This window comes from Actinomycetes bacterium, from assembly GCA_036000965.1.
Lineage (GTDB): Bacteria > Actinomycetota > CALGFH01 > CALGFH01 > CALGFH01 > DASYUT01.
Genome location: DASYUT010000196.1, coordinates 18,471 through 42,560, shown reverse-complemented (window position 1 = coordinate 42,560; position 24,090 = coordinate 18,471). Strand labels below are relative to the sequence as shown.

22 protein-coding genes are annotated in these 24,090 nt (G+C 73.3%); 16 read left to right on the top strand and 6 right to left on the bottom strand.

Annotation, left to right across the window (positions count from 1 at the left end; all coding sequences use genetic code 11):
• On the bottom strand, positions 1 to 734 hold a 734-nt coding region (locus VG276_18360), incomplete at its 3' end, for a L,D-transpeptidase family protein (GenBank protein ID HEV8651296.1).
• 269 nt (positions 735 to 1,003) lie between these two features.
• Here VG276_18360 and VG276_18355 point away from each other — a divergent pair.
• From VG276_18355 to VG276_18320, 8 genes are all read left to right on the top strand, one after another.
• Positions 1,004 to 1,915 (top strand): proline dehydrogenase family protein, encoded by a 912-nt coding sequence (locus tag VG276_18355; protein HEV8651295.1) that lies wholly within the window; start codon positions 1,004 to 1,006, stop codon positions 1,913 to 1,915.
• Between the two features lie 339 nt (positions 1,916 to 2,254).
• On the top strand, positions 2,255 to 3,652 hold the full coding sequence (locus tag VG276_18350; GenBank protein HEV8651294.1) for an efflux RND transporter periplasmic adaptor subunit: 1,398 nt from the start codon (positions 2,255 to 2,257) through the stop codon (positions 3,650 to 3,652).
• Positions 3,652 to 4,449, top strand: coding sequence for an ABC transporter ATP-binding protein (locus VG276_18345; protein ID HEV8651293.1), 798 nt, complete (start codon positions 3,652 to 3,654; stop codon positions 4,447 to 4,449). Before VG276_18350 ends, VG276_18345 begins: the two co-directional genes overlap by 1 nt.
• On the top strand, positions 4,446 to 5,630 hold the full coding sequence (locus VG276_18340; GenBank protein HEV8651292.1) for an ABC transporter permease: 1,185 nt from the start codon (positions 4,446 to 4,448) through the stop codon (positions 5,628 to 5,630). The genes VG276_18345 and VG276_18340 overlap by 4 nt, the downstream gene beginning before the upstream one ends.
• Positions 5,631 to 5,893: 263 nt before the next feature.
• Positions 5,894 to 6,574: a response regulator transcription factor gene (locus VG276_18335; protein HEV8651291.1), complete on the top strand. Its 681-nt coding sequence runs from the start codon at positions 5,894 to 5,896 to the stop codon at positions 6,572 to 6,574.
• Positions 6,575 to 6,582: 8 nt separating this feature from the next.
• Positions 6,583 to 8,013, top strand: coding sequence for a HAMP domain-containing sensor histidine kinase (locus VG276_18330; GenBank protein HEV8651290.1), 1,431 nt, complete (start codon positions 6,583 to 6,585; stop codon positions 8,011 to 8,013).
• A gap of 310 nt (positions 8,014 to 8,323) precedes the next feature.
• A complete protein-coding gene (locus VG276_18325; protein ID HEV8651289.1) occupies positions 8,324 to 9,688 on the top strand; it encodes a hypothetical protein in 1,365 nt (454 codons plus the stop codon).
• 451 nt (positions 9,689 to 10,139) lie between these two features.
• Complete coding sequence (locus VG276_18320) at positions 10,140 to 10,535, top strand: response regulator (protein HEV8651288.1); 396 nt, start codon at positions 10,140 to 10,142, stop codon at positions 10,533 to 10,535.
• 92 nt (positions 10,536 to 10,627) lie between these two features.
• Here the strand turns inward: VG276_18320 and VG276_18315 are convergent, their stop codons facing one another.
• The gene (locus VG276_18315; GenBank protein HEV8651287.1) at positions 10,628 to 11,500 is read right to left on the bottom strand and encodes a PAC2 family protein; all 873 of its coding nucleotides are present in this window, start codon (positions 11,498 to 11,500) and stop codon (positions 10,628 to 10,630) included.
• Between the two features lie 156 nt (positions 11,501 to 11,656).
• Here VG276_18315 and VG276_18310 point away from each other — a divergent pair, with 156 nt between their 5' ends.
• Complete coding sequence (locus tag VG276_18310; GenBank protein ID HEV8651286.1) at positions 11,657 to 13,096, top strand: MFS transporter; 1,440 nt, start codon at positions 11,657 to 11,659, stop codon at positions 13,094 to 13,096.
• On the opposite strand, the gene VG276_18305 is transcribed toward VG276_18310, so the two are convergent.
• From VG276_18305 to VG276_18290, 4 genes are all read right to left on the bottom strand, one after another.
• The gene (locus VG276_18305) at positions 12,977 to 13,705 is read right to left on the bottom strand and encodes an ABC transporter permease (protein ID HEV8651285.1); all 729 of its coding nucleotides are present in this window, start codon (positions 13,703 to 13,705) and stop codon (positions 12,977 to 12,979) included. The two genes, VG276_18310 and VG276_18305, sit on opposite strands and share 120 nt — an antisense overlap.
• Positions 13,706 to 13,802: 97 nt before the next feature.
• Positions 13,803 to 14,735: an ABC transporter ATP-binding protein gene (locus VG276_18300; GenBank protein HEV8651284.1), complete on the bottom strand. Its 933-nt coding sequence runs from the start codon at positions 14,733 to 14,735 to the stop codon at positions 13,803 to 13,805.
• Positions 14,732 to 15,622: an ABC transporter permease subunit gene (locus tag VG276_18295; protein HEV8651283.1), complete on the bottom strand. Its 891-nt coding sequence runs from the start codon at positions 15,620 to 15,622 to the stop codon at positions 14,732 to 14,734. The genes VG276_18300 and VG276_18295 overlap by 4 nt, the downstream gene beginning before the upstream one ends.
• Positions 15,619 to 16,770 (bottom strand): ABC transporter ATP-binding protein, encoded by a 1,152-nt coding sequence (locus VG276_18290; protein ID HEV8651282.1) that lies wholly within the window; start codon positions 16,768 to 16,770, stop codon positions 15,619 to 15,621. The genes VG276_18295 and VG276_18290 overlap by 4 nt, the downstream gene beginning before the upstream one ends.
• A gap of 357 nt (positions 16,771 to 17,127) precedes the next feature.
• Between VG276_18290 and VG276_18285 the strand changes: the two genes are divergently transcribed.
• The 7 genes from VG276_18285 (at position 17,128) to VG276_18255 (ending at position 24,005) form a co-directional block, all read left to right on the top strand.
• Positions 17,128 to 17,613, top strand: a complete 486-nt coding sequence (locus VG276_18285) for a PRC-barrel domain-containing protein (GenBank protein ID HEV8651281.1) — start codon at positions 17,128 to 17,130, stop codon at positions 17,611 to 17,613.
• Positions 17,614 to 17,893: 280 nt separating this feature from the next.
• A complete protein-coding gene (locus VG276_18280) occupies positions 17,894 to 19,048 on the top strand; it encodes an acetoin utilization protein AcuC (protein HEV8651280.1) in 1,155 nt (384 codons plus the stop codon).
• Positions 19,049 to 19,124: 76 nt separating this feature from the next.
• Positions 19,125 to 19,898 (top strand): phosphatase, encoded by a 774-nt coding sequence (locus VG276_18275; protein HEV8651279.1) that lies wholly within the window; start codon positions 19,125 to 19,127, stop codon positions 19,896 to 19,898.
• Between the two features lie 94 nt (positions 19,899 to 19,992).
• Positions 19,993 to 20,886 (top strand): Clp1/GlmU family protein, encoded by an 894-nt coding sequence (locus tag VG276_18270; GenBank protein HEV8651278.1) that lies wholly within the window; start codon positions 19,993 to 19,995, stop codon positions 20,884 to 20,886.
• Between the two features lie 112 nt (positions 20,887 to 20,998).
• Entirely contained in the window at positions 20,999 to 21,814 is an 816-nt protein-coding gene (locus VG276_18265) for an SAM-dependent chlorinase/fluorinase (protein ID HEV8651277.1), read from the top strand.
• Positions 21,814 to 22,860 carry an NAD-dependent epimerase/dehydratase family protein gene (locus VG276_18260; GenBank protein HEV8651276.1) on the top strand — a complete coding sequence of 349 codons (1,047 nt, stop codon included), beginning with the start codon at positions 21,814 to 21,816 and terminating at the stop codon, positions 22,858 to 22,860. Before VG276_18265 ends, VG276_18260 begins: the two co-directional genes overlap by 1 nt.
• Positions 22,857 to 24,005 (top strand): lysophospholipid acyltransferase family protein, encoded by a 1,149-nt coding sequence (locus tag VG276_18255; protein ID HEV8651275.1) that lies wholly within the window; start codon positions 22,857 to 22,859, stop codon positions 24,003 to 24,005. The genes VG276_18260 and VG276_18255 overlap by 4 nt, the downstream gene beginning before the upstream one ends.
• Positions 24,006 to 24,090 lie beyond the last annotated feature (85 nt).

Below are 24,090 nucleotides of genomic sequence, written 5' to 3'. Positions count from 1 at the left end.
AGGGTCGGGTACATGCGGTCCATGTTGGCGATGGTCACCCGCACGCAGCCGTGGCTTGCCGGGTAGGACGGCACCGAGTACGAGCCGTGGATGGCGTAGCCGCCGTAGAAGTAGGCCGGGCGGTACAGCCGCCCCAGCGTGCTCGTGCGCCAGGCGTCGATCTTGCGCTGGATGCGGAAGCTGCCGACCGGGGTCCTGGCGATGCGGGTGACGCCGTTGACGGTGTAGGGCTGGCCGTTCCCGGTGGAGACGTCGAGGATGCGGAAGACCGCGCTGTTGTAGCCGATGACGAGCACCTGCTTGGTGAGGTTGACCTCCAGGTACATGCCGCTTCTGCGCTGCGTCAGCCTGGGGGCGACCGGGCTGGCGAGCTTGGCCCTGGTGACCGGGCCGACCTGGCCGTCGCGGCCGATGCCTTGGACCTTCTGGAACGCGACCACGGCGTGGAAGGTCGAGCTGCCGAAGACGCCGTTCAGGGCGCCCGGGACGTAGTGGAGCCCGATCAGCCGCCGCTGCAGGGCGAGCACGTCCGGGCCCGTCATGCCGATCCGCAGGGTCCGGGGGGTCGCGGCCGCGGTGACGGCGCTCCCCGGGGCGGCGTGCGCCACGCCCGCCTCGAGGACCATGCCGAGGGTCACGCCGGCGGCTACGAGCAGGCTGGCACCGGCCGCGAGGACGCGCTGGCGGATGCGGGAGGTGGGCCCTGCCGGGCGGAGGGAGAGGGAGTGACGCATGGCTCGGGCTCCATTCGGGTCGTGCGGCTGAACCGGAAGGGCGCCGGGCCAGGGGCCAGGCGCGAAGCTGACGTTGTCCGACTATTACGACCGGGCGAGATCGCGAAGCACTGCCGTGGAGGTTGCAACATCGCAACAGTCCAGATCATTCCTCTTGGTACACTGATGTCTGGATCGTCCGGGTCTTGGGGCGGAGTGGAGCCGTCCCGGCGTGGGATACTGGCGCTGGGCCTCGACGGTGAGGACCTGCCCGAAAGCGAGGTGGAGGCGTGCTCAAGGCAACGTTGCTGAAGGCCGCCGGGTCACCGGCCCTCAAGCGCCAGATGACCAGCAACCCGGTCGCCCGGCGCGTGGCCGGACGGTTCATCGCCGGCAACACGATCGACGACGCGGACCGGGTGATCCGCGAGCTGAACGCCAAGGGCGCGTCCGTCGCCCTCGACTACCTGGGCGAGAACACCGAGTCGGAGGCGCAGGCGCGCGAGTCGACCGCCGCCTACCTGGCCGCCCTCGACCGCATCCAGGAGCAGGGGCTCGACGCCAACATCTCGGTCAAGCTGACCGCGATGGGGCTGGACATCCGGCCCGAGCTCGCGCTCGAGGAGGCGTCCAGGGTGGCGGCCAGGGGCAAGGAGGTCGGCGCCATGGTCGGCGTCGACATGGAGGCGCACGACTACGTCGAACGGACCTTGGACACCGTGCGCCAGCTCGCCGAGTCCTACGACCAGATCGGCGTGTGCGTGCAGGCATACCTGTACCGCACCCGCGACGACCTCGCGCGGCTGAACCGCTGGGGCGTGCCCGTCCGGCTGGTCAAGGGCGCCTACCAGGAGTCGCCCGAGGCCGCCTACCCGGAGAAGGCGAGCGTGGACGGCGCCTACGCCCGCCTGCTCGACGCCCTCGTCCAGGACAACCCCTACCCGATGGTGGCCACCCACGACCCGGTTCTCGTCCGCCTGACCAAGACCCTGGTCGCCAGGTACGAGCGGGACCGGGACACCTTCGAGTTCCAGATGCTCTACGGGGTCCGCCGGGACCTCCAGGAGCAGGTGCTGGCCGAGGGCTACCGCCTGCGCGTCTACGTCCCCTACGGGGACCAGTGGTACCCCTACTTCATGCGCCGGCTGGCCGAGCGGCCCGCCAACCTCTACTTCTTCCTCTCCAACCTGCTCAAGCGGTAGCTGCTACTTCTTCCTCTCCACCCGCTGAAGCGCCAGCCGCTACCGCTTCCTCTCCAACCTGCTCAGGCGCCAGCTGCTACCACTTCGTCCCACCCGCTGAAGCGCCAGCCGCTGCCCGGGGTAGGGAGGACATCGCCGAGGCTGTCGATGAGGTCTGCCGGGACGCTTGCTCCGCGGGACAGGTGAAGCTGAAGCGCCAGCCGCTGCCCGAGCGCTGCCCGGGTGGGGAGGATGGGGGGCGCAAGTCGGAGGGCGCCTCTATGCTCTCGTTCGAGGAGGCGTGGCGCCTTGTGAGGGCGCCTACCCGCTGGTCGGCTCGGGCAGGGGAGAGGGTGCCGGATGCAGCTCAGGACTCGGGGCGGGCTCCCGGTGCTGGGGTCCGTCCTGCTGGCCGCCGCCCTCGCCCTGGGGGCGTGCAGCTCCGGCCCGGACCGGCGCTTCGCCGCCGACGCCGTGCGCACCGCGGACGTTGTCGAGCGCATCAACGCGCCCGGGTCGCTCGAGGCCGCCGCCCAGGCCGACCTGGCCGCACCCGCCGCCGGCCAGATCGACCGCCTGCTCGTGGCCGACGGCGCCCGCGTCCACCAGGGCCAGGTGGTCGCCCAGCTCTCGTCCAGCCTGGTCGACGCGCAGATCCGCCAGGCCCGCTCCGCCCTCGCCGCCGCCTCCTCGCTCGGCTCGGTGGTGCCGACCCTGTCCACCGGCTCGGCCATCTCCCTCGTCAACGACGTCCAGTCGCAGGTCGCGAGCACGAGCCAGGCGGTGCTCAACGCGCTGCGCGGCATCCTGCCCATCCTCCCCGAGCCCCAGCGGGGCCGGCTCGCCGACCAGCTCGACCAGGCCCAGGAGCGGATCGCCAAGGCCCAGCAGCGTGCCGACCGTGCCGCGCGCCAGGCTGCCGACGTGGCCAACCAGCAGGTGGACGCCGTGCGCCGCTCCGTCGACGCGGCCACCGCGGCGCAGCGGGCCCAGGCCGCCATCGCCGTGGAGGTGGCCGAGAGCCAACGGGACCGGCTCACCCTCCGCGCCCCCCTGTCCGGCACGGTGCAGCTCGGCCGCTCGGGCACGGGCGGGGGGAGCGGGGGCGTGCCGACCCTGCCGTCGCTGCCCGCAGGAGCCGAGCAGGCGCTGCAGGGCCTCACCGGGGGGGCCGCAAGCGCTCAGACCGGCCCCGTGCTGCGGACCGGCGCCGAGGTCGCCGCCGGCCAGACCGTCGCCACCGTCTACGACGTGGCCAGCCTGACCGTGGCCACCTCGGTCGACGAGACCGACGTGGCCCTGGTCAGGGCCGGCCAGCCCGCCGTGGTCGAGCTCGACGCGTTCCCGGGCGCCAGGTTCGCCGCCCGGGTGCGCCGGGTGGCGGTCGCCCCCTCGCCGTCGGGCCGGTCCGCCGCCGGCGGGGTGACCTACCAGGTCGACCTCACGCTCGGTGAGGTCGTCGAAGCCGCCGAGGACGAGCGCCGGCCGACCCCGCGGGTGGGCATGACGGCCACCGCCCAGATCGAGGTCCGCCGGGCCCGCGGCGCGCTCTCGGTGCCCGGGTCGGCTCTGGTCGGCCGGGAGCGCGGCCAGGCCGTGTTCGTGATCGAGGGCGGCAAGGTGCGCCTGCGCCAGGTCCGGGTGGCGGCCGACGGCGAGGACCGGGTTGCCATCGCCGCCGGGCTGCGGGACGGTGAGCGGGTCGTCTCCCGGGGCGCCGAGCGCCTGCGGGACGGCCAGGACTGGCCGGGGAGCTGATGGACGCCCCGCCGGTGGTCACCGCCAGCGGCGTGACCAAGGTCTACCGACTCGACGGGGTGGAGGTGCGCGCCCTCGACGGGGTGGACCTGGTCGTGGAGCCGGGCGACTCCCTGGCCATCATGGGCCCGAGCGGTTCGGGCAAGTCCACCCTGCTCGGCCTGGTCGGCGGGCTGGACCGGCCGACCTCCGGGAGCCTTGCCTTCCAGGGCCGGGACGTCACGGCCATGTCCGACGACGAGCTGGCCCGGGTCCGCAACCAGGTGGTCGGCTTCGTGTTCCAGAGCTTCCAGCTCCTGCCCAGGACCCCGGCGGTCGGCAACGTGGGGCTGCCGCTGGTGTACCGGGGCGTGGGCCGGGCCGAGCGCCGCCGCCTCGCGGTCCAGGCGCTCGAGTCGGTCGGGCTCGGCCACCGCCTCGGCCACCGGCCGTCGCAGCTGTCAGGCGGCGAGCAGCAGCGGGTCGCGATCGCGCGGGCGCTGGTGACCGAGCCGGCGATGCTGCTGGCCGACGAGCCCACCGGCAACCTCGACTCGCGCTCGGGCGAGGAGGTTCTCGGCCTGCTCGCCCGCCTGCACGCCGAGCGCGGGGTGGCGGTCGTGGTCGTGACCCACGACCCGGGGGTCGCCGAGCGCTTCGGCCGCATCGTGGTCGTGCGCGACGGCCGCCTCGCGCCGGAGGACGAGGTGGCCCGCTCGGCCGCCACCGGCCGCTACGGCCCCCTGGGCACCCTCGGCCGTTCGCAGCCACGGGAGGCGGGCCCGGGTGCGCGGGACCAGCGGGAGGCGTCGGGGTGAGGCTGGGCGAGGCGATGCGGACCGCGTGGGAGGCGCTGCGCGCCAACAAGCTGCGCTCGAGCCTGACCATGCTCGGCGTGGTGATCGGCGTCATGAGCGTCGTGCTGCTGGTCGCGATCGGCAGCGGCGCCCGCACAGAGGTCACCTCCGGGATCGAGTCCCTCGGCTCCAACATCCTGTTCGTGGCCCCGGGCAACCTGTCGTTCGGGTCGACGCCGTCGGTCTCCCGCCTCCAGCTCGACGACGCCCGCCGGATCGGCGACGCCATCGGCGACCCGCGGCGGGTGGCGGTCACGGTCGCCTCGGGCGAGATCGCCCGGGTGGGTGTGCGCCGGTACAGCGTCAACGTCAACGGCACCAACGAGAACATCCCGCTGGTGTTCGACCGCACGGTCTCGCGGGGGACGTTCCTGTCAGCGTCGGACGTGGAGGTGCGGCGCCGTGTGGCCGTGCTCGGGGCCGACCCGGCCGACGCGCTCTTCCCCGACCGCGACCCGCTGGGCAAGACGGTCGCCATCGGCGGCGTCCGCTTCCGCGTCGTCGGCGTGCTCAGCCGCGTCGGCAGCACGCTCGGGGTCGACCGCAACCAGGAGGTGTTCATCCCGGTCACCGCCGCCCAGCGCCTGTTCGGCGTCGACCGGATCGACGGCATCGCCGTGAAGGCGGCGAGCACCGGGGAAATCGAGGAGGAGCAGCGCACCATCAGGCAGGTGGTGCGCGCCGCCCACCCCGAGCAGGACTTCCAGGTCCTCACCCAGGAGGAGATCCTCGGCGTGGTCGGGCGCATCCTGTCGGTGCTCACCCTGGTGCTCGCCTCGATCGCCGGCATCTCCCTGGTGGTCGGCGGGGTGGGGGTGATGAACATCATGCTGGTGAGCGTGTCCGAGCGGACGCGTGAGATCGGCCTGCGCAAGGCGGTGGGCGCCCGCACCCGCGACGTGCTCAGGCAGTTCCTGCTCGAGGCGGTGGCGCTCACCGTCAGCGGGGGCATCGTCGGGATCCTGCTCGGCATCGCCGGGGCGGTGCTGGTGGCCAGGCTCTCGCCGGTGCCGGCGGACATCACCTGGTGGTCGGTTGCCCTCGCCTTCGGCGTCAGCGTCGCGGTCGGGATCTTCTTCGGTGTGTACCCGGCCCGCAAAGCCGCCCGGATGCAGCCGATCGCCGCGCTCCGGTACGAATGAACATACCTGCGTACGGACGGCTCTCAAGGTTCTTATAGGTTTCTAATCGCACGCACAGGCTCGTCCTACCTCCGGGGGTTAGAACGTATCCGCTAGCGCGTTCACCCGATCTGGCGGCCATCCGCACGGGGTCGATCTCCCACCCTGACCCCGCCGGGCCGCGAGCCAGCTCTCGAGCGAGCGTAGACCGTGGTGGCGGCGGAGTGACCGTCGCTCTTGCCGCCGCCCCGGTCGGCCCAGCTGACCGACACCTCGGGGCCGCCATGTCGAGCTCGTTGCTGATCGTCGACGATGACGACCATATCCGTTCGATGCTGCAACGCGGGCTCGGTTACGAGGGATTCCGGGTGACCGTGGCAGGCGACGGCGAGCGCGCCCTGGACATGCTCCGGGCCCGGCCGGTCGACTGCATCGTGCTCGACGTCCGCATGCCGGTGCTCGACGGGCTCGAGGTCTGCCGGCGCCTGCGCAACGCTGGCGACGACACCCCGATCCTCATCCTGACCGCCTACGACACGGTCGGCGACCGGGTCACCGGGCTGGAAGCCGGCGCCGACGACTACCTGATCAAGCCGTTCGCCTTCGAGGAGCTGCTGGCCCGCGTCCGCGCCCTGCTGCGCCGCCGCCACACCGAGAGCGAGAGCCAACTCCTCCGCTTCGCCGACCTCACCCTGGACCGGTACTCCTACGAGGTCTCGCGCGCCGGCCGCCGGATCGACCTCACCCCGCGCGAGTTCGAGCTGCTCGAGACCTTCATGCGGCGACCGCGCCAGGTGCTCGCCCGTGACGAGCTGCTGGCCCGGGTGTGGGGCTACGACTTCGACACCGACACCAACGTCGTCGACGTCTACGTCCTCTACCTGCGGCGTAAGCTGGAGGCGGCCGGCGAGAGCCGGCTGGTCCACACCGTTCGTGGCGCCGGGTACGCGCTGCGGGAGGACTAGGGGCGCGCTTGACCCTGCGCATGCGGATCACCCTGGCCGCGGTCGGGGTCGTGCTGGCCGTGCTGGCCGTGCTGGTCCCGAGCGTCACCACGATCCTGTCCCACAGCATGCGCCAGGCCCTCGACCAGCGCCTGGCCGACCAGGTCGGCTACGCCACCGGACCAGCCGCGGGCAAGCTCCTCGAGAACTACCCCGGCCTGCCCTTCGAGGTGCGCATCCCGGGCACGCTGTTCCAGGTCCTGGACACCGACGGCCGCCCCGTGCCGGGCTCGACCCTCCCCGAGGCGATCGCCCCCGCGGGGGTCGTGGCCCCGGTGGCCCGGGGCGAGGCCGGCGCCAGGTACGCCAGCGTGCGCCTGGAAGGCGTGCCGCTGCGGACGCTCACCGCGCCGGTCAACGTCATCGGGTTCGGCCGCATCGGCGCGGTCACCCTCGGCCTGGTCGACAACACCAGGGCCACCGTGGGCCGGGTCCAGCGCCTGCTGATCGTCTCCGGCCTGGTCGCCCTCGCCCTGGCCGCGCTGCTCGCCTGGGTGGCCGGCCGGGCCGCCATGCAGCCGGTCACCGTGATCAGCGCGGCGGCCCGGGCGGTGGCCGACAGCGGCGACCCGTCCAAGCGGGTCGCCGCCGGCGCCCACGACGAGGTCGGCGACCTCGCCCGAACCCTGAACCGCATGCTCGCCCGCCTCGAGGTCGCCCAGGCGGAGCTGGCCAGCGCGCTCGAGGCGCAACGGCGCTTCATGGCCGACGCCTCCCACGAGCTCCGCACGCCACTGACCAGCCTGCGCGGCAACGTGGACATCATGGCCCGCAACCCGGGCATGCCTGTCGAGGAGCAGACGGCCGCCGTCGGCGAGCTGCGGGCCGACGCCGAGCGCATGAGCCGCCTGGTGGACGGGCTCCTCCATCTGGCCCGCGGTGACACCCAGGTCGTCGACCAGGAGCGCGGCCTGGTCGACCTCGGGGCCGCCCTGACCCAGGAGGTCGTCCGCACCCGCCGGGTCGCCCCTGGGCGCGAGATCCGTGCGGCCGTGCCCGGCGCCCCGGTGACGGTCGCCGTCCGGGACGGCCTGATCGACCGTGCGCTCGGCAACCTGCTCGACAACGCGGTCGTCCACGGCGGCCCTCACGTCCTGGCCTCCCTCCACGTCAGGCGGGGCGAAGCGGTCGTGCAGGTGCGTGACGACGGGTCCGGCATCGCTCCGGAGGACCTGCCGCACGTGTTCGAGCGGTTCTACCGCAGCGCCACCGCCAGGAGTTGCTCGGGGACCGGCCTGGGCCTGGCCATCGCCGCGTCGGCCGCGCGCGGCCTGGGCGGTGACCTCACCGTCGCGTCGAAGCCGGGGGAGACGACCTTCGAGCTCCGGCTGCCGCTGGCCGTCCGTCCGCTGACCTCCGACCGACCGGCGGGCCGCCCTTGTGGCCGCCCGCCGGCATGAGCGCTCAGCGCCTCGCCGGGCCCGCCGCAGCCACCTGTCCTGACCTCCCCGTCGGCGTGTTGTTGCTGGCCAGTGGGGCTGCGGGTGCGGGGTAACTAGTCCGTGGGCTGGCGGCTACTTAGCCTGGACTCCTACGTAGTGATGCGGAGGGGGTGGGGAGGACTGCCAATACCCCGCCACCCGAGTGGCCGGTTCACTACTGCTACAGACAGCGCAGGTGCTCCGCCCTGTGCGGGTCTGCCCGCCGCACGACCCAGCAGGAGCCGTTGTTTTGGGGGCTGTGATGGCGGCAGGACGGGGCAGGGGCCGGTTGGCCAAGGCGCTGGTGGCGGGAGGGCTGGCGACCGCGCTGGCGTGCGGGGTGATGCTGGGCCCGGCGCAGGTCCGTCCCGTCCGCTCCGAGGTGCCCGGCCACGAGCCGGTCAACCTGTGGCAGTTCGAGGACCTGGCCGTCAAGGCCGACCCGGCCAACCCCAACACCTGGGACTGGACCCAGGCGATCAGCGCCGCGATCGCCCACTGCCGCAGCCTGGCGTCGTGGAGCTACCCGGTGGGCACCGGCGGGGCGCGCCGCTACCTGGGGCTGCCCGCGCTGTACATCCCCAAGGGGATCTACCGCAACACCCACACCCACCTGCTTGAGTACCTGCACGGGTTCACCATCCGCGGCGACGGCCCCGGCGCCACCGTCATCCAGCACGAGGGCGCGGACTACCTGTTCGACATCCACCGCGCCGGCGCGCTCACCTTCACCGACTTCACCGTCAACGGGGTCGACCCCGCCGGCCCGGCCGGCGGCCTCAGAGGCCTGCAGGAGCACTCGGGTGCCTTCCGGTTCCGCGAGTCGTCCCGGGACCCGGTCCCCACCGGGGGCACGACCTGGCAGAACCATGTGGCCGTGGAGGTCAACGAGGTCCACCGGGCGTTCCGGTTCGACGGCGACCAGATGACCGACTCCCTGGTGGTGGACCGCTACCACGGCCGCGACAACTTCATCGACTTCGACTACGCCAACTCCCAGGCGGTCAACCATCAGCTCAACGGCGGGGAGGTCACCTACGGGGTGTCGTTCCCCGACAGCGACTACGCCACCCGGCTGAGCTCGTGGACCTCGCGGCCCAGGCTCGAGGATGGGGCGGTGTTCAACGTGGTCTCGGGCGGGCAGGTCACGGTGACCGGCGGGTCGGTGATCGTGCGCAAGCCGACGTTGTACTTCCACACCCCCCCGCAGGACGGCAGCCAGGGCGCGGTCACCAACGTCACCGGCTACAGCTTCACCGGGACCCGCTGGGAGGTCCGCCGCAGCGACCCTACCGGGGACCGCTACAGGCTTGGGCGCATCACCATGATCCGCTACGCCAGCCCGTTCCCCAGCAGCGCCAGGGTGCAGCCCTCGGTGCGGTTCACCGCCTGCGACTGGATCGTGATGACCCCCACCATCGACCTGTTCTACCTCGCCAACGCCGTGCGGATCTCGGTCGACATGAGCCGGGTCTTCTTCCAGAGCCCGAGCTACAAGGCCCGCCTGGTCACCCTGGTCAACGGCTCCACCCCGGCGATCAAGGGTTCCTACCGGTCCTGGGGCACCACCGTGCTGGTGCGGGCCAAGAAGGCCGCCCCCGGCTACACCGCCCCGTCCACCCTCGACCAGCAGGTCGCCATGTCCCCCGCCTGACCGCACGCACGGCCGGCCCTGGCGCCCCCACTGCCCCGGTGGGGGCGCCGCATGTGCGCCCAGGGGACGAATTGCCTGACTGCCCGTATCCATTCGGGTCCGCCGGGCGCCTAGGTACTCGAGAGGAGGAGCAGCAGGCTCGTGCCTGGGCCCGGACCGGGGCTCGTTGCTGTGCTGGAGGACTGGCGGCGTGCTCGCAGGGCGGGCGCCACCGGCAACCGGTCGGCGCCACCGGTCGAGTGCGGCTCGTCGAGCGACGCCGACCGCCTACGATCATGAACCAAGCAGATCCGCGTAGGCTTGCGAGGCGCTCGTGGCGTCGGTGCGTGTGCCTTGATTCCCCCTGCTGTGACATCGCCGCGGCGCACTGGAGCGCTTGGGCGTCGCGGACCCGGTGCCGATGACGCACCCAGGAGGGCCCCGGCACTCCGCGCCGAAGGAGGGTTCTGACGTGGGCGACGTAGTACTCATCGCCGATGACGAGGAGGACATTGTCCGCTTCGTCGAGATCAACTTACGCCTGGAGGGCTTCGAGGTCGTGGTCGCCCATGACGGGGAGGACGCGCTCGACAAGGCCCTTGAGGTGCTCCCAGACCTCATTCTGCTCGACGCCATGATGCCCAGGAGGGACGGCTACGAGGTATGCGCCAGGCTGCGGGCGGACCCGCGCAGCGCCCACATCCCCGTCATCATGCTCACCGCCAAGTCGCTCGAGGCCGACCGGGTGCTCGCCCAGACCGTGGGCGCGGACGACTGCGTCATCAAGCCCTTCGACCCCGCCCAGCTGGTCGCCAAGATCAAGGCCCGCCTTCGGCAGGCGCGGGCCGGCGTGTCGCCGATCTGGTGACCGGGCCGCCGCGCGGCGGCCCGGCCGGCTCGGCCCCCATCCGGCCGGCGAGGGCGGCCAGCATGCGGACGACTGACGGCGTGGCCCTGCGGTCAGCCGCGCGGGCCGCCCTCGTCCGGCGGCTGCTGGGACAGGAAGCGCTCGAGCTCGGCCGCGATCTCGTCACCGGAGGGGATCCGGTCGTCGCCGCCCTGCTCGACCAGCGCACGGATCTGCTCGATGAACTCGCCGATCTGGGGCCGTTCCCGGATGGCCTGCTCGACCTGCTCCAGGTGCTCCTTGCTGGCCGCCTGGAGCTCCGTGGTGTCGATCTCGACCCCGGTGAGGCGGGCCAGGCTCTGCACGAGGGCGACCGTGGCCGGCGGGTGCGTCCCGCCGGCCAGGTACGGCGGGACCCTGGCCCACAGGCCGGTGGCGGGGATGCCGGCCCGGTGCAGGCGTTCCTCGAGCACGCTCTGGATCCCTGCGGCCAGCTCGATGATCGCGGGGACGGTCTCGAGCCGCCCGGCCAGCTCGGGGTCGGCCGAGGTGCCGAGGACGGCGACCGGGTCGGTGTGCAGGCTCGGGGCGGGGAACGCGCCCAGCCCGAACACCTCGCCGACGCCGAGCTCGCGGCAGACCTCGACCACCTGGTCGGCGAACGCGTTCCAGCGGAAGTCGGGCTCGGGCCCGGTCAGTAGCAGCGCGTCCCGGTCCCCGCTGGTGGTGCCCTGGGACAACTCGATCGGTGACCAGCTGATGTGCTCGATCGTGCCGCCGGCGAGGCGGATGATCGGGCGCCTTGCCCGGTAGTCGATCAGCTCGTCCGGGTCGAACTCGGCGAGCCGCCGAGCGTTCCAGCGCGCCCGCAGGAACGCCGCGCCGGCCTGGCCGGCCATGCCGGCGTCGGTCCACCCGCTGAGGTGGACGACCAGGAAGGGCTCGCGCAGGGACGGGCGCTCGTTCAGCTTGACAAGCGACAGCATGGAGGCAGGGTAGCCGCTTCAGGTCCCGGGCGTGGACTGGTTCGTCCGCTTCTTCCCTTGCGTCCATGTTTCCCCTGCGCCCTTGTTCCCCATGGACCTTTGGCCCCCGCCGGGCCGTTCCTGCCCGGAACGACCCGGGGCCGGTAGCCTTGCTCGGTGACCAGCACCACCGGTTCCTCCCGAGCGTCGCCGTTCCGGCCCTTCCAGCACCGGGCCTGGGCGACGATCTGGGCCGGCTCGTTCGTCTCCAACGTCGGCACCTGGATGGAGACGGTGGCGATCGGGGTCTACGTGACCCAGGCCACCGGCCAGGCGACCTGGACCGGAGTGGTCGCCGCGCTCACCTATGTGCCCACCGTGGTGCTCGGCCCGATCGGCGGCGCCCTCGCCGACCGCTTCGACCGGCGCCGCTACCTGGCCGCCGTCGTGCTGTTCCAGGTCTGCCTGGCCGGGACCTTGACACTGCTGGCGGTCACCGGCCGGCTGTCGGTGCCGGCGGTCGCCGTGATCGTGCTGCTCGCCGGGTGCGCCTTTGCCGTGTACATGCCTGCCGCGGCGGCCATGACGCCCGACCTCGTGCCTTCGGAGGACCTGCTCGGGGCCACAAGCCTGGGCACGGCCCAGTACAACCTGGGCCGGGTGATCGGCCCCGCCCTGGCTGGCCTGGTGATCACGGCCGGCGGTCTGGGCTGGGCGTTCGGCCTGAACACGGTCAGCTTCGGCGCCGTGCTGGTCTCGCTCGCCCTGATCCGCGTCCCGCCCGTCCGCCGGGCCGAGGGGGTCCGGCCGCGCCTGTGGGCGACCGTCGTCGACGGGGTGCGGGCCGCCCGCGCCGACACCGGCATCCGCACCGCCCTGCTCCTGCTCCTGGCGACCACGTTCCTGGTATCGCCGTTCATCGGGCTGGTCCCGGCGGTCGCGATCAAGGTGTTCGACGCCGGCGCCACCGGCACCTCGACCCTGGTCACCGCGCAGGGGGTCGGCGCGGTGCTCTCCGCCCTGGCCGCCGGCCCGCTCGCGTCCAGGCTGGGCCGGCGCCGGCTGCTGGTCGGCAACCTGCTCGCGGTCGGCCCGGCCGCCGTCCTGTACGGGCTCGCCCCCAGCTTCGCGCTCGCCACCGTGGCCATCGGCCTGCTCGGCTTCGTCTACCTCGGGGTGCTCTCGGGAACGGGTACCGTCTGCCAGGCGCGTGCCCCACGGGAGCTGCGGGCCCGTATCGCAAGCCTGTTCATGCTGGCCGTCGGGGGCGGCCACGCGCTCGGCCTGGTGGTGCAGGGATGGCTCGGGGACCGTGTCGGGCTGCCGCCGGTCACCGCCGCCACCGGCCTGGCCCTCCTCGCGATCGTCGTGGCCACGTGGGCGCTGCGCCCGGACTGGCTGCGGTCCCTGGACGACCCGGCCGCTGGTCCCCAGGCCGCGGCCGGCGAGCCCGCCGTGGTGGCCACGGCATCGGACAGCCCACAGGCTGCGCTCGAGTCAGCGGAAATCCATGCGCTCCAGTCGGCGGACGGCCAGCGTGAGGGCCAGGAGGGTGACCACGACGGCCAGCAGCGTCGCGCTGAGCGGGCCGAGCCTGGCCGAGAAGTCGAGGCCTGAGCGCGCCACGATCGACGCGAGCACGCCCTCGGCGTAGCCGCGCACCGACAGCGACGACGCCGAAGGGGCCACGCTCACCAGCGCCCCCTCCCACAGCAGGGCGTACGCGAGCCCCACGAGCAGGGCCCGCCCGAACAGCAGGGACAGCAGCACCCCGAGGGCGCAGTAGGTCAGCGTCGCGACCGTGGTGGCCGCCAGCATCCCGGAGAGCAGGGGGGTCGAGCCTAGGCCGCGGGCGGTGAGCAGGTGGGCGGCTGCCACGGCGGGCAGCAGGACCAGCAGGGTGGCGAGCACCGCGGCCAGGTACTTGGCAACCAGGATGCCCGGCCGGGGGATGGGCTTGAGCACCAGGTTGACCACGGTGCCGTCGCGCACCTCGGCGCCCAGGGTGCTGGTGGAGAAGGTCAGGGCGACCACCGGCAGGAGCACGGGCAGCACCAGGGCGCGGAACAGGTCCAGGGTGAAGCCGTCCGGGTCCCGGCCCGAGCCCGCTGCGAGCAGGGCCGGGACGACGAGCGGGAAGGCGGTGAGCAGGCTGATCACCAGCAGGCGCCGCCCGGCCAGGAGCTGGCCGACGCTGAACCGGAACACCACCGGAGCGCCCTTCACCGGCGCACCTCCCGCGCGCGCGGCCTGCAAGATGCGCCCGCCCTGGTGGCCTGGCGCACCTCCCGCGCGCGCGGCCTGCAAGATGCGCCCGCCCTGGTCACCGGCGCCCCACCAGGTAGCGGAAGACCTGCTCGAGCGACTCGTCGGTGGTCAGGATCTCGCGCAGGGTGATCCCCTGGGCCTTGGCCAGCCGGGGCAGCTCGGTGGCGAACGCCTCGACCGACCGGGTGCGGGCCTGGATGGCGTCGCCATCCACCTCGACCGCCACCGTGGTCGGCATGGCGATCAGCCCGGGCGCGAGCGCCCGGGCGTTCCCGGCCCGCACGACCACGGTCCGGGGCTGGTCGTCCATGAGGTCGCGGATGGCGTGGAAGTCCCCCGAGGCGGCCAGCCTGCCCCCCACCAGGACGAGGATCTGCGAGGCGAGCCGCTCCACCTCGCCCAGGATGTGGCTGGACACCAGCACGGTCACCCCGGCGTCCGCGATCAGCCGGATCAGCTCGATGAAGCGCGCCCGCTGGCCCGGGTCCATGCCGGTCATCGGCTCGTCCAGGACGAGCAGGGAGGGCTGGTGGACGATGGCGCCGGCCACCTTGGTGCGCTGCCGCTCACCCTTGGACAGGCCCTTCAGCCGACGGTCGGCCAGCGCCTCCATGCCCACCTCGGCGAGGGCCCGGTCGGCGGCCGGCCCGGGCCTGGAGAGCCCGTGCAGCTCGGCGTGCAGGCGCACGTAGGAGCGTACGGTCAGGCGGGGATAGAGGCGGTCGCCGTCCGGTACCACCCCGATGGCCCGGTACAGCATCGGGTCGCCTGAGATGGGCCGGCCGAACAGGAGCACCTCACCCTGGGAGGGGTGCAGCAGGCCGGTGATCGCCTTCAGGGTGGTCGTCTTGCCGGCCCCGTTGGGGCCGAGCAGCCCGGTCACGCCCGAGCCGAGCGCGAACGACAGGTCGGCCACGGCGACCACGTCCCCGTACCACTTGGAGACATGGCGCAGCTCGACCACCGGCCCGGTCCAGGCTTGGCTCATGGCTGCAACCGGGAGATGCGCCAGGCCAGCAGCGCGAGGCTGAGGGTGGTCAGCACGGCCAGGGCGGCCAGGTAGGCGGGGCCGGTGAAGCCGGCCTCGGCGGCCATGGATCCAGGCGGCGCCGCCGTGCCGAACACCCACTCGACGAAGCGGCCGGGCAGTCCTTGGAGGGCGAGGAAGGTGAGCCAGCGGCGCCCGGAGAAGCTCGTGGCGGTGAAGAAGATGATGTTGGCGACCACCGTGGAAGCCAGGAACGTGCCGAGCAGGCCGGCCGTTGCCAGGCTGCGGCGCTCGGTGAGGCTGGCCACGGCCAGGGAGACCGCCGAGTAGAACACCGTCAGCACGCCCCCGGCGAACAGGATGCGGCCGAGGTCGCCGCCGTGCTCGCGGAGGTAGGTGGCGGCCCTGGGGGCTGTCAGGGTGTTGCCGACGAACAGGACGAGCAGCGGCACCAGGGCGGCGAGCCCGATCACCAGCAGCAGGGCGGCGAGCTTGGCGGCCAGGTAGTCGGCCCGGGTGACCGGGCGGGTGAACACCAGCGCGAGCACGTGCTGGCGGCGGTCGGGGCAGAGCAGCTCGGGGCCGGCGGTGGCCGCGAACAGCAGCAGCACCAGCGCGACGATGCCAAGGTAGCGGCCGTAGCCGAGGAACTGGCCGACCGACTCGCCGACCAGCAGGCGGATGCCGATGAAGGCGAACACCGGGCCGAATGCGCCGACCAGCAGGGCGAACGGCACCACCTTGGTCTTCCAGTTGCGCTTGAGGCCGAGGCAGCGGCGGACGCCCGCGGTCACGATGGCCCGCATCCGCCGCGAGCGCCCCTCCCGGGGGCCGTCGTAGTGGCGGTAGCCGCGGTCGTAGATCGCACCCACCCGCATCTCGGTCATCGGCGCACCCCCCGGCCCGAGTGCTCGGGGACCTCGGTCCCCCAGGGCCGCACCGGCAGCGGCCGGCGGTCCCCGGGTGGCCCGTCCGAGCCCGCCTCTGGGCCGGCCGGTGCCGACGCGGCCGCCTGCAGGCGCAGGAAGGTCTCTTCCAGGCTCGGCGCGCGAGGGGCAAGGCGGCGCAGGGGCCAGGCATGGTCGACGGCGACGTCGCGGATCACGTCAGCGACCTCGCGCGCTTCGAGCGACCTGACCTCGCGCGCCTCAGCCTCGGGCGACCTGGCCTCGCGGGTCTCAGGCAGACGGGCCTCGCGCGCCTCGGGCGACCTGGCCTCGCGCGCCTCGGGGGAACGGGCCCTGTCCGGGCCGCGCACGTGCAGCGCGTCGCCGACGGGCCGGACCTCGAGGCCGGCGGCGACCAGGGCTGCCTGGACCTCGCGCCCGCCGTCGCCGAGCTGCACGCTGTACCCCGGCGAGCTGGTCCCGGCCGCCTCGGCGATCGAGCCCTGGAGGAGGACTCGGCCGCCATGGACCATGACCACCCGGTCGCACACCCGCTCGACGTCGCCGAGCAGGTGGGTGGAGACGAGCGCGTCGACCCCGAGCTCGGCCCGGACCCGCAGGATGAGGTCGAGCATGTCCTCGCGTCCCTGCGGGTCCATGCCGTCGGTTGGCTCGTCGAGCAGCAGCAGCCTGGGGTCGTGGACGAGGGCGGCGGCCAGCTTCACCCGCTGCTGCATGCCGGTCGAGAACCCGCCGATGGCCCGGTAGCGCTCCTCCTCCAGCCCGACCTGGTAGCAGATCTCGCTGGCCCGCTCCCGGGCCTGGCGCGACGGCAGGCCGCCGAGCTGGGCCATGAAGGCGACGAAGTCGGCGGCGGTCACGTCGCCGGGCAGGCAGGGGCCCTCGGGGACGTAGCCGACGCTGGCCCTGACGGCGAGCGGGTCGGTGGCCACGTCGTGGCCGAGCACGACCGCCTGCCCGCTGTCGGGCGCGATGAGACCGAGGAGCAGCTTGATCAGGGTCGACTTGCCGGCGCCGTTGGAGCCCACCAGCCCGGTGCAGCCCTGCTCGACCACGACGTCCACGTCCCGGAGGGCCTGGACCGCGCCGAAGCGCTTGCTGAGGCCTTGGGCCTGGGCGACGGGCACGGCTGGACGGACCTTTCGAGGAAGCGGACGGACCCTCGACACCCTTGCAGTCGCACGCGGGGTGGTCAAGGGCTCCCAGCTCGGCGTGCTCGAACTGGTATCCGGACCGTGGAGGGGCTCCCCGGGGCACCCAGCGGAGCAGGGGATGCGGAATTGCAGGGCCGAGCAATTGCTGTCCGGTTGAGGGACAACAGAAAGCGCCAATGGGCAGTCGAGTCATTTCAAAAAAGATCGCCTTGATTCGGGCAATACACTCAACCGAATTGGTGGCGACAAAGATTGCTTTAGTAGGATCCGGCGCCACGGAACCGTGAGATCCCGTGCGGGGCCACGGCTGCAAGCACCTTTGGGGGGGACATGCCAGGATTCGACGTTGTCTGGGCCTGGGTCGGCCGAGCAGTGCTCGACCGAGGCGGCGTGAAGGTGGGCACGGTCAGGGAGGTCCGCTACGACGCCCGGACCGAGGAACCGGGCTGGGCGCTCGTCAACCTCGCCGACATTGGCCACGACCTGCGCCTGGTCCCGGTGGTGGACGCCGAGGAGGAGGGCCGCACCGTGCGGGTGCCGTTCGACCGGGCCACCGTCCGGGGCGCGCCTCGCGTCGGGCCTGACGCCTGCCTGGAGTCGCACGAGGAAGCCGACCTCTACCGCCATTACGGGCTCGCGCCGGTCGGGCCGTTGCTCGAGGAGCCGGACGACCGCTGGGACGCCGACGGTGTGGTGAGCCTGCTCGAGCACAGCGGCGTGGTCTTGGCCGAGCCACCGGTCCACTGGTGGCTGAGCAGGTCGGCCCGGTGCCTCCGTGGTCCTGGCCGCCGCTCCACGGGCCCGCTGCGGTCCTGAGCGGCCAAGCGGTCCTGTGCGGCCAAAGGGTCGGCGGGCGCGCTCCGAGGTTCCAAGAGTCGGTGTTCCCTGCCTTGGAGGTACCTGGTTGCGTAGCGTCCGGTCACTGCTCGCCATCGCCTTCTAGGGGAACATCGCCTTCTAGGGGTATGCGGGCTCGAACCCCGGGTCGCGTGTTCGCCGTGGCCGAGCGCGGGTAGGCTGGCGCTCGGAACACCGTCCCGAGCCACACAAGCGAGCGCGACATGCAGAGCCGAGCCCGACCCGACCGGGGAGCGCCATGCCCGGTCCGGTGACCGTCGTCTGGGACGAAGGGCTCGCCGCCTACGACTTCGGGCCCGAGCACCCGCTCCGGCCCGAGCGCGTCCAGCTCACCATGGCCCTGGCCCGGACCTCGGGGCTGCTCGACCGGGCCAGCCTGGCCGGTCCGGACCAGGTCTCAGGCGCCGACCTGGCCCGGGTCCACGACCTCGACTACCTGGCCGCGGTCAAGGCGTGCGGCAGCGACGGCCACGCGGACCCGGGCCACGGGCTCGGGCCGGGGGACACGCCGCCGTTCGCGGGCATGCACGAGGCCTCGGCCCTGGTCTGCGGGGCGACCGTGGCGGCGGCCCGGGCCGTGCTGGGCGGCAGCGCCCGGCACGCGTTCTCGCCCGCCGGCGGCCTGCACCACGCGATGCGGGACCGGGCGTCGGGCTTCTGCGTCTACAACGACCCGGCGGTGGCCATCGCCTGGATGCTCGAGCAGGGAGTTGGCCGCGTCGCCTACGTCGACGTCGACGTCCACCACGGCGACGGCGTCGAGGCGATCTTCGCCGGCGACCCCAGGGTCCTCACCGTCTCGGTGCACGAGTCCGGGCGGTACCTGTTCCCGGGCACCGGCTTCGCGCACGAGGTCGGGGACGGTCCCGCCCGTGGGTCGATCGCCAACCTCCCGCTCCCGCCCTACACCACCGACGACCTCTACCTGGCCGCCTTCGACGCCGTGGTGCCGGTCCTGGTGCGCGCGTTCGAGCCCGAGGTGCTGGTCACCCAGCTCGGCTGCGACACCCACTACACCGACCCGCTCGCCCACCTCGGACTCACCGTGCGGGCCTACCGGCAGCTCGCCGGCCGCCTCCACGACCTCGCCCACACGGTTGCTGGCGGGTGCTGGCTCGCCACCGGCGGCGGTGGTTACCAGTGGGCCGCGGTCGTGCCCCGGGCGTGGTGCGGCTACCTGGCCGAGATGGTCGGCGCCGAGCTCCCCGGGAAGCTCCCGGACGCCTACCTGGCAGAGGCGTCGGAGCGATTCGGCGTGGACCTCCCCCCCGAGACCGCCGACGACGTGGTCGCCCTGGCCAGCGGGCACCGGGCCCGGGTCGAGCGGCAGGTCGCCGACGCGATCGAGGCCGCCCGCCGCAACCTGTTCCCCCTGCACGGCCTGACCGTCTGACAGCGGCCGGGCCGAGGTCGCGGGGGCGCCTCCGCTACCATGAGGGTTGCCCCAGGAAGCTGACGATGGAGCTGGCATGCCCCGAACGACCCGTGACGACCTCCGCGAGCACCTGGTGGCAACCCACATCGCCGGATCGGTGCAGACCCCCGTCTGGGACACCCTGCGCAAGGCCGGGCTGGTCGCGGCTGGCGACCCCGACCACTGCTTCGGCCTGTCCGGGATGAGCCGGTACAGCCAGGCCGAGGTGCTGGCCCAGGTCGCCGCCCAGTTCGGCTGGACCCACACCGAGGGCGAGCCGGGCGCCGGCCGCACCCTCATCGACCCGGACCTGCTCCTGGCTGAGCTCGACAGGGCCGCCGAGCGGCTGGCCAAGGCGGCCAGGGACAGCGAGCACGTGCTGTTGGCCACGGGGCACCCCACCGGCCCGCTCGGCATGTACCAGCAGGTGGCGAGTGCGCTGGTCGAGGCGGGGGCCAAGGTGTCCCGGCCCGGGGACGGCATCGCCTTCGTGCTCGCCGGCCATCGCCGCCAGGTGAGGTACGTCCAGAACGTGGCCATGCTCGCCTCGGGGGCGAACCTCTACCACACCCACCTGGCCCATCCGATGGAGCTGGTGCTCGACCAGGCCGCCTCGGTGGACCTGGTCGTCGGCGACCACGGGTTCGCCGGGGCGGCCGCCGAGCGCGGGATCGACGTCGTGTCGGTGGCCGACATCAACGACCCGGCCCTGCCCATGGCCAAGGCCGAGGGGCGGGCCGCGGTGGTGATCGGCATGGACGACAACGTCCTGCCCCACCACTACGATCCAGTGGCCGACCACCTGACTGCCGGGCTCGGGCGTCCATGATGCGGGCGGGCGCACCCGGAACGGGTGGGGTGCCGGAGGGGCGCCAGGCGCGGGCGGGCGCACCCGGAACGGTGCGTCGACGGATGGGGCGCCGATGACGGACAAGCACTCGCGCCTGGTCGAGCAGGTGCTCGACGACCCGGGCACGGTGATCCTGCTCGGGTCGATGGACTCGGGCAAGACCACCTTCGCCCGGGCCCTGCTGGCCGGCGCCGTCGAGCGCGGCATCCCAGCCGCCTACCTTGACACCGACGTCGGCCGGACCACGGTCGGGCCCCCGACCACGATCGGGCTGAAGCACGTGCTCGAGGCCAAGCACCTGACCGACGACGAGCTGGCCCGGGCCGACGGGCTCTACTTCGTGGGCTGGGTGTCGGCCCAGTTCCACCTGCTCCCGCTGATCGCCGGCACGGCCAAGCTGATGAACGTGGCCAGGGCGGCCGGGGCCGAGCTGGTCGTGGTCGACACGTCGAGCCTGATCAGCGGCGTCTACGGCCAGATCCTCAAGTACCACAAGCTCGAGGTGACCCGGCCCGACTACGTGATCGGCTTCGAGCGGGGCGAGGAGCTGGCGCCCCTGCTCGGCATCGCCCGCCGCTTCACCCCGGCCAGGGTGGAGGCCCACGCGGTCCACCCCGACGTCCACCCCACCTCCGCCTACGACCGGGCCGAGACCCGCCGGGCCCGCTTCGCCGCCTACTTCTCCGGCTCGCTGCACCGCTGGCGGGTCAAGCCGGCCGTGTTCATGCCGAGCCTGCCCCCAGAGGCCGACCTCGGCAGCCTGGCCGGGCTTCTGGTGGGCATGGAGGACGGCAGGGGCTCCTGTGTCGGCATCGGCTACCTCGAGCTGGCCGAGGACGGCGGGCTGCGCATGATCTCTGCAGTCTCGGAGGGCGCCCGCGCCCTCCGACTCGGCTCGACCCGGATCACCCCCGACTGGTCCTCGACCACCCGGGTCGACCTCCGCCATCTCTTCGGCACCGAGTGAAGGATCCGAGCCTTTCACCGGAGCCGTTTCTCTATCCTGGGGTAGCGTTGGGGTCGTGGGCCGCCCCGCCGGGCGGGCATGGCCGGGACGAGCGCCGGAGGACGGCACGGAGATGGCGGGCTACGACTGGATCACCTTCCTGTCCGACTACGGGCTGGACGACAACTTCGTGGGCGTGTGCCGGGGGGTCTTGGCCGGCATCGCGCCCTCGGCCCGGGTGATCGACATCAGCCACGCCGTGTCGCCCCAGGACGTCCGCCAGGGGGCGACCGTGCTCGCGCAGTCGGTGCCCTTCATGCCCACCGCCGTCCACCTGGCCGTGGTAGACCCCACGGTGGGCACCAGGCGGGGCTCGGTGGTGATCGAGGCGGGCGGGTCGGTGCTCGTCGGCCCGGACAACGGGCTGCTCGTCTGGGCCGCCGAGGCGCTCGGGGGCGTGAAGCGGGTGCACGCCCTGACCAACACGGCCTACCAGCTCCCGAGGGTGTCCAAGACCTTCCACGGCCGCGACGTGTTCGCCCCCGCCGCCGCCCACCTCGCGGCCGGGCTCGACCCGGCCGAGCTGGGTGCCGAGGTCGACCCGGGCACGCTGCGGCAGCTCGCGCCCTCGCGGTCGAGGGTGGACGACGACCATATCCACGGCGAGGTGGTGATCGTGGACCACTTCGGCAACATCGCCCTCAACGTCAAGCGGGAGGAGCTGGAGAGCGTCGGGGTGGTGATCGGCGACCGGGTCGAGGTCCGCATCGGCGGGCAGACCCACCGGATGCCGTTCGGGGAGACCTTCGGCTCGGTACCGGCCGGCCGCCTGGTCCTCCACGAGGACTCGTTCCGTCTGCTCACCATCGCCGTCAACCAGGGCAGGGCCTCGGAGCGCCTGAAGGCGCGTACCGGCGACCCAGTCGTGGTCGGCCGGGTCGCCGGGTGATGACCGGGCGTCGCGTCCTCGTCACCGGGGCGGCCCGGTCGACCGGTCGCCGGCTGGTGGCTGCCCTGGCCGCCGACCCGGCCGTGGCCAGCGTCGTCGCGGTCGACGACGCCCGGCCGGCCGAGCCGTTCGGCCCCAAGGCGGAGTTCCTCCGGGTCGACCTGCGCAGCCCGGCCCTGGTCCGGGTCCTGCAGTCGACCGGGGTCGACACCTGCGTCCACCTCGGGGTGACGGCCGAGCCGCTGGCCGCCGGGGGGCGGGCGACCATGAAGGAGCGCAACGTGCTCGGCACCATGCAGCTCCTGGCCGCCGCCTACCACGCCCCCGACCTGCGGCGGCTGGTCCTGAAGTCGTCCACGGCGGTGTACGGGGCGGCGCCCGGCGACCCGGCCGTGTGGCGGGAGTCCATGGACCCGGGCACACCGCGCCACGGCTTCGGCAAGGACTCCATCGAGGTGGAGGACTACGTCCGCTCGTTCGACCGGCGCCGCCCCGACGTGGCCGTCACCGTGCTGCGGCTCGCCAACCAGGTCGGGCCCACGGTGGACAACCCGCTCACCCGCTACTTCGCGCTGCCGGTCTGCCCGGTCGTGTTCGGGTTCGACCCCCGGCTGCAGTTCCTCCACGAGGAGGATGCCCAGGCCGCCCTGGCCCGCGCGGTCCTCGGGCCGGTCGCCCGCGGCACGTTCAACGTGGCCGGTGACGGCGTGGTCCTGCTCAGCCAGGCCATCCGGATCGCCGGCAGGCCCGCCCTGCCCATCCCCGAGCCACTCGTGTCGAGCGTGGCCGAGCTGCTCAGACGCACGGTCGACTTCTCGCCCGAGCAGGCCCGCTTCCTGCAGTACGGCCGGGTGGCCGACACCACCGCGGCCCACGAGGAGCTGGGCTTCAAGCCGGCCTGGTCTTCGCTGGCCGCGTTCGAGGACTTCGCCGCCGGGCGCCTGCGGCGCCTGGTCACCGAGGCGCAGGTGACCCGGCTCGAGCAGGACGCACTCGCGGCCCTGCGCAAGGCGGCCGCCTGGCTCTCGAGCGGGGCGCGGACGTGACCGCGCACGCGGATGGGAGCGGTGGGCGGGCCCGCTGCCGCGCGCTGACCGCCAAGGGCCAGCCCTGCCGCAACCCGGCCGGTCCGACCGGCCTGTGCGCCCGCCACGAGCGCCAGCTCCGCGAGGCGGCCGCCCGGGCAGGCACCGGGCCCGGCGGGGCGGCCGCCCGGGGGGGTGCCGGGCCCGGCGGGGCGGTTGGGGTGGACCTGACGGCCGAGGGCCGTGGCGCAACCGACGGCGGCGACGGCCAGGCGACCGGCGACGGCCAGGCGACCGGCGACGGCCAGGCGGTCGCCGAGGCGCTGGCCCCGCTCCTGGACCGGGCCGAGGACGCGCTCGGGTTCCTCCGGCGCCGGCTGACCGGCGACTACCCGATCGACGAGTTCGGGTACGACCCGGACCTGGTCAAGCACGTGCTCGCCCCGCTGCTCCGCCCGCTCTACCGCCACTGGTTTCGCGTGCAGGTGCGCGGGCTCGAGCACGTGCCGGACACGGGACCCGCCCTGGTGGTGGCCAACCACGCCGGCACGCTCCCGCTCGACTCGCTGATGGTGGCCCTCGCCCTGCTCGACGAGCACCCGGCCCACCGGCCGCTGCGGATGCTCGCGGCCGACCTCGCCTTCACCCTGCCGGTGGTGGCCCCGCTGGCGCGCAAGTCCGGAAACACCCTGGCCTGCGCCGAGGACGCCGAGCGCCTGCTCGCGGCCGGGGAGCTGGTCGGCGTCTGGCCGGAGGGCTACAAGGGGCTGGGCAAGCCGTTCCGCGACCGGTACCGCCTACAGCGCTTCGGACGCGGCGGCTTCGTCGAGGTGGCGCTGCGCACGGGCACGCCGATCGTGCCGGTGGCGGTGATCGGCAGCGAGGAGATCTACCCCATGCTGGCCAACCTGCGCCGGCTGGCCCGCCTCCTCGGCGTGCCGTACGTGCCGGTCACCCCGACCTTCCCGCTGCTCGGCCCGCTCGGGCTGGTGCCGCTCCCCTCCAAGTGGCTGATCGAGTTCTGCCCGCCGATCGAGACGAGCGGCTACGGGCCCGACGCGGTGCTGGACCCGATGGCCGTGTTCGACCTGACCGACCAGGTCCGCGACACCATCCAGCAGACGGTCCACAAGAACCTGGTCACCCGCGGCGGCGTGTTCCTGTAAGGGGTAAGGGGTCCCCGCGCGACTACCTGGACGTTCCAGGGTCGGTATCCCCAGCTGAGTGGTACTCGACCTGGCCCGGTAGTCA

What these genes read in the sequence shown, in the direction of transcription:
- VG276_18275 (HEV8651279.1), top strand. Translation starts at nt 19,125, where the DNA reads ATGCCCCGAACGACCCGTGACGACCTCCGCGAGCACCTGGTGGCAACC.
- VG276_18295 (HEV8651283.1), bottom strand. Translation starts at nt 15,622, where the DNA reads ATGACCGAGATGCGGGTGGGTGCGATCTACGACCGCGGCTACCGCCAC.
- VG276_18315 (HEV8651287.1), bottom strand. Translation starts at nt 11,500, where the DNA reads ATGCTGTCGCTTGTCAAGCTGAACGAGCGCCCGTCCCTGCGCGAGCCC.
- VG276_18265 (HEV8651277.1), top strand. Translation starts at nt 20,999, where the DNA reads ATGGCGGGCTACGACTGGATCACCTTCCTGTCCGACTACGGGCTGGAC.
- VG276_18335 (HEV8651291.1), top strand. Translation starts at nt 5,894, where the DNA reads ATGTCGAGCTCGTTGCTGATCGTCGACGATGACGACCATATCCGTTCG.
- VG276_18260 (HEV8651276.1), top strand. Translation starts at nt 21,814, where the DNA reads ATGACCGGGCGTCGCGTCCTCGTCACCGGGGCGGCCCGGTCGACCGGT.
- VG276_18280 (HEV8651280.1), top strand. Translation starts at nt 17,894, where the DNA reads ATGCCCGGTCCGGTGACCGTCGTCTGGGACGAAGGGCTCGCCGCCTAC.
- VG276_18270 (HEV8651278.1), top strand. Translation starts at nt 19,993, where the DNA reads ATGACGGACAAGCACTCGCGCCTGGTCGAGCAGGTGCTCGACGACCCG.
- VG276_18350 (HEV8651294.1), top strand. Translation starts at nt 2,255, where the DNA reads ATGCAGCTCAGGACTCGGGGCGGGCTCCCGGTGCTGGGGTCCGTCCTG.
- VG276_18285 (HEV8651281.1), top strand. Translation starts at nt 17,128, where the DNA reads ATGCCAGGATTCGACGTTGTCTGGGCCTGGGTCGGCCGAGCAGTGCTC.
- VG276_18345 (HEV8651293.1), top strand. Translation starts at nt 3,652, where the DNA reads ATGGACGCCCCGCCGGTGGTCACCGCCAGCGGCGTGACCAAGGTCTAC.
- VG276_18300 (HEV8651284.1), bottom strand. Translation starts at nt 14,735, where the DNA reads ATGAGCCAAGCCTGGACCGGGCCGGTGGTCGAGCTGCGCCATGTCTCC.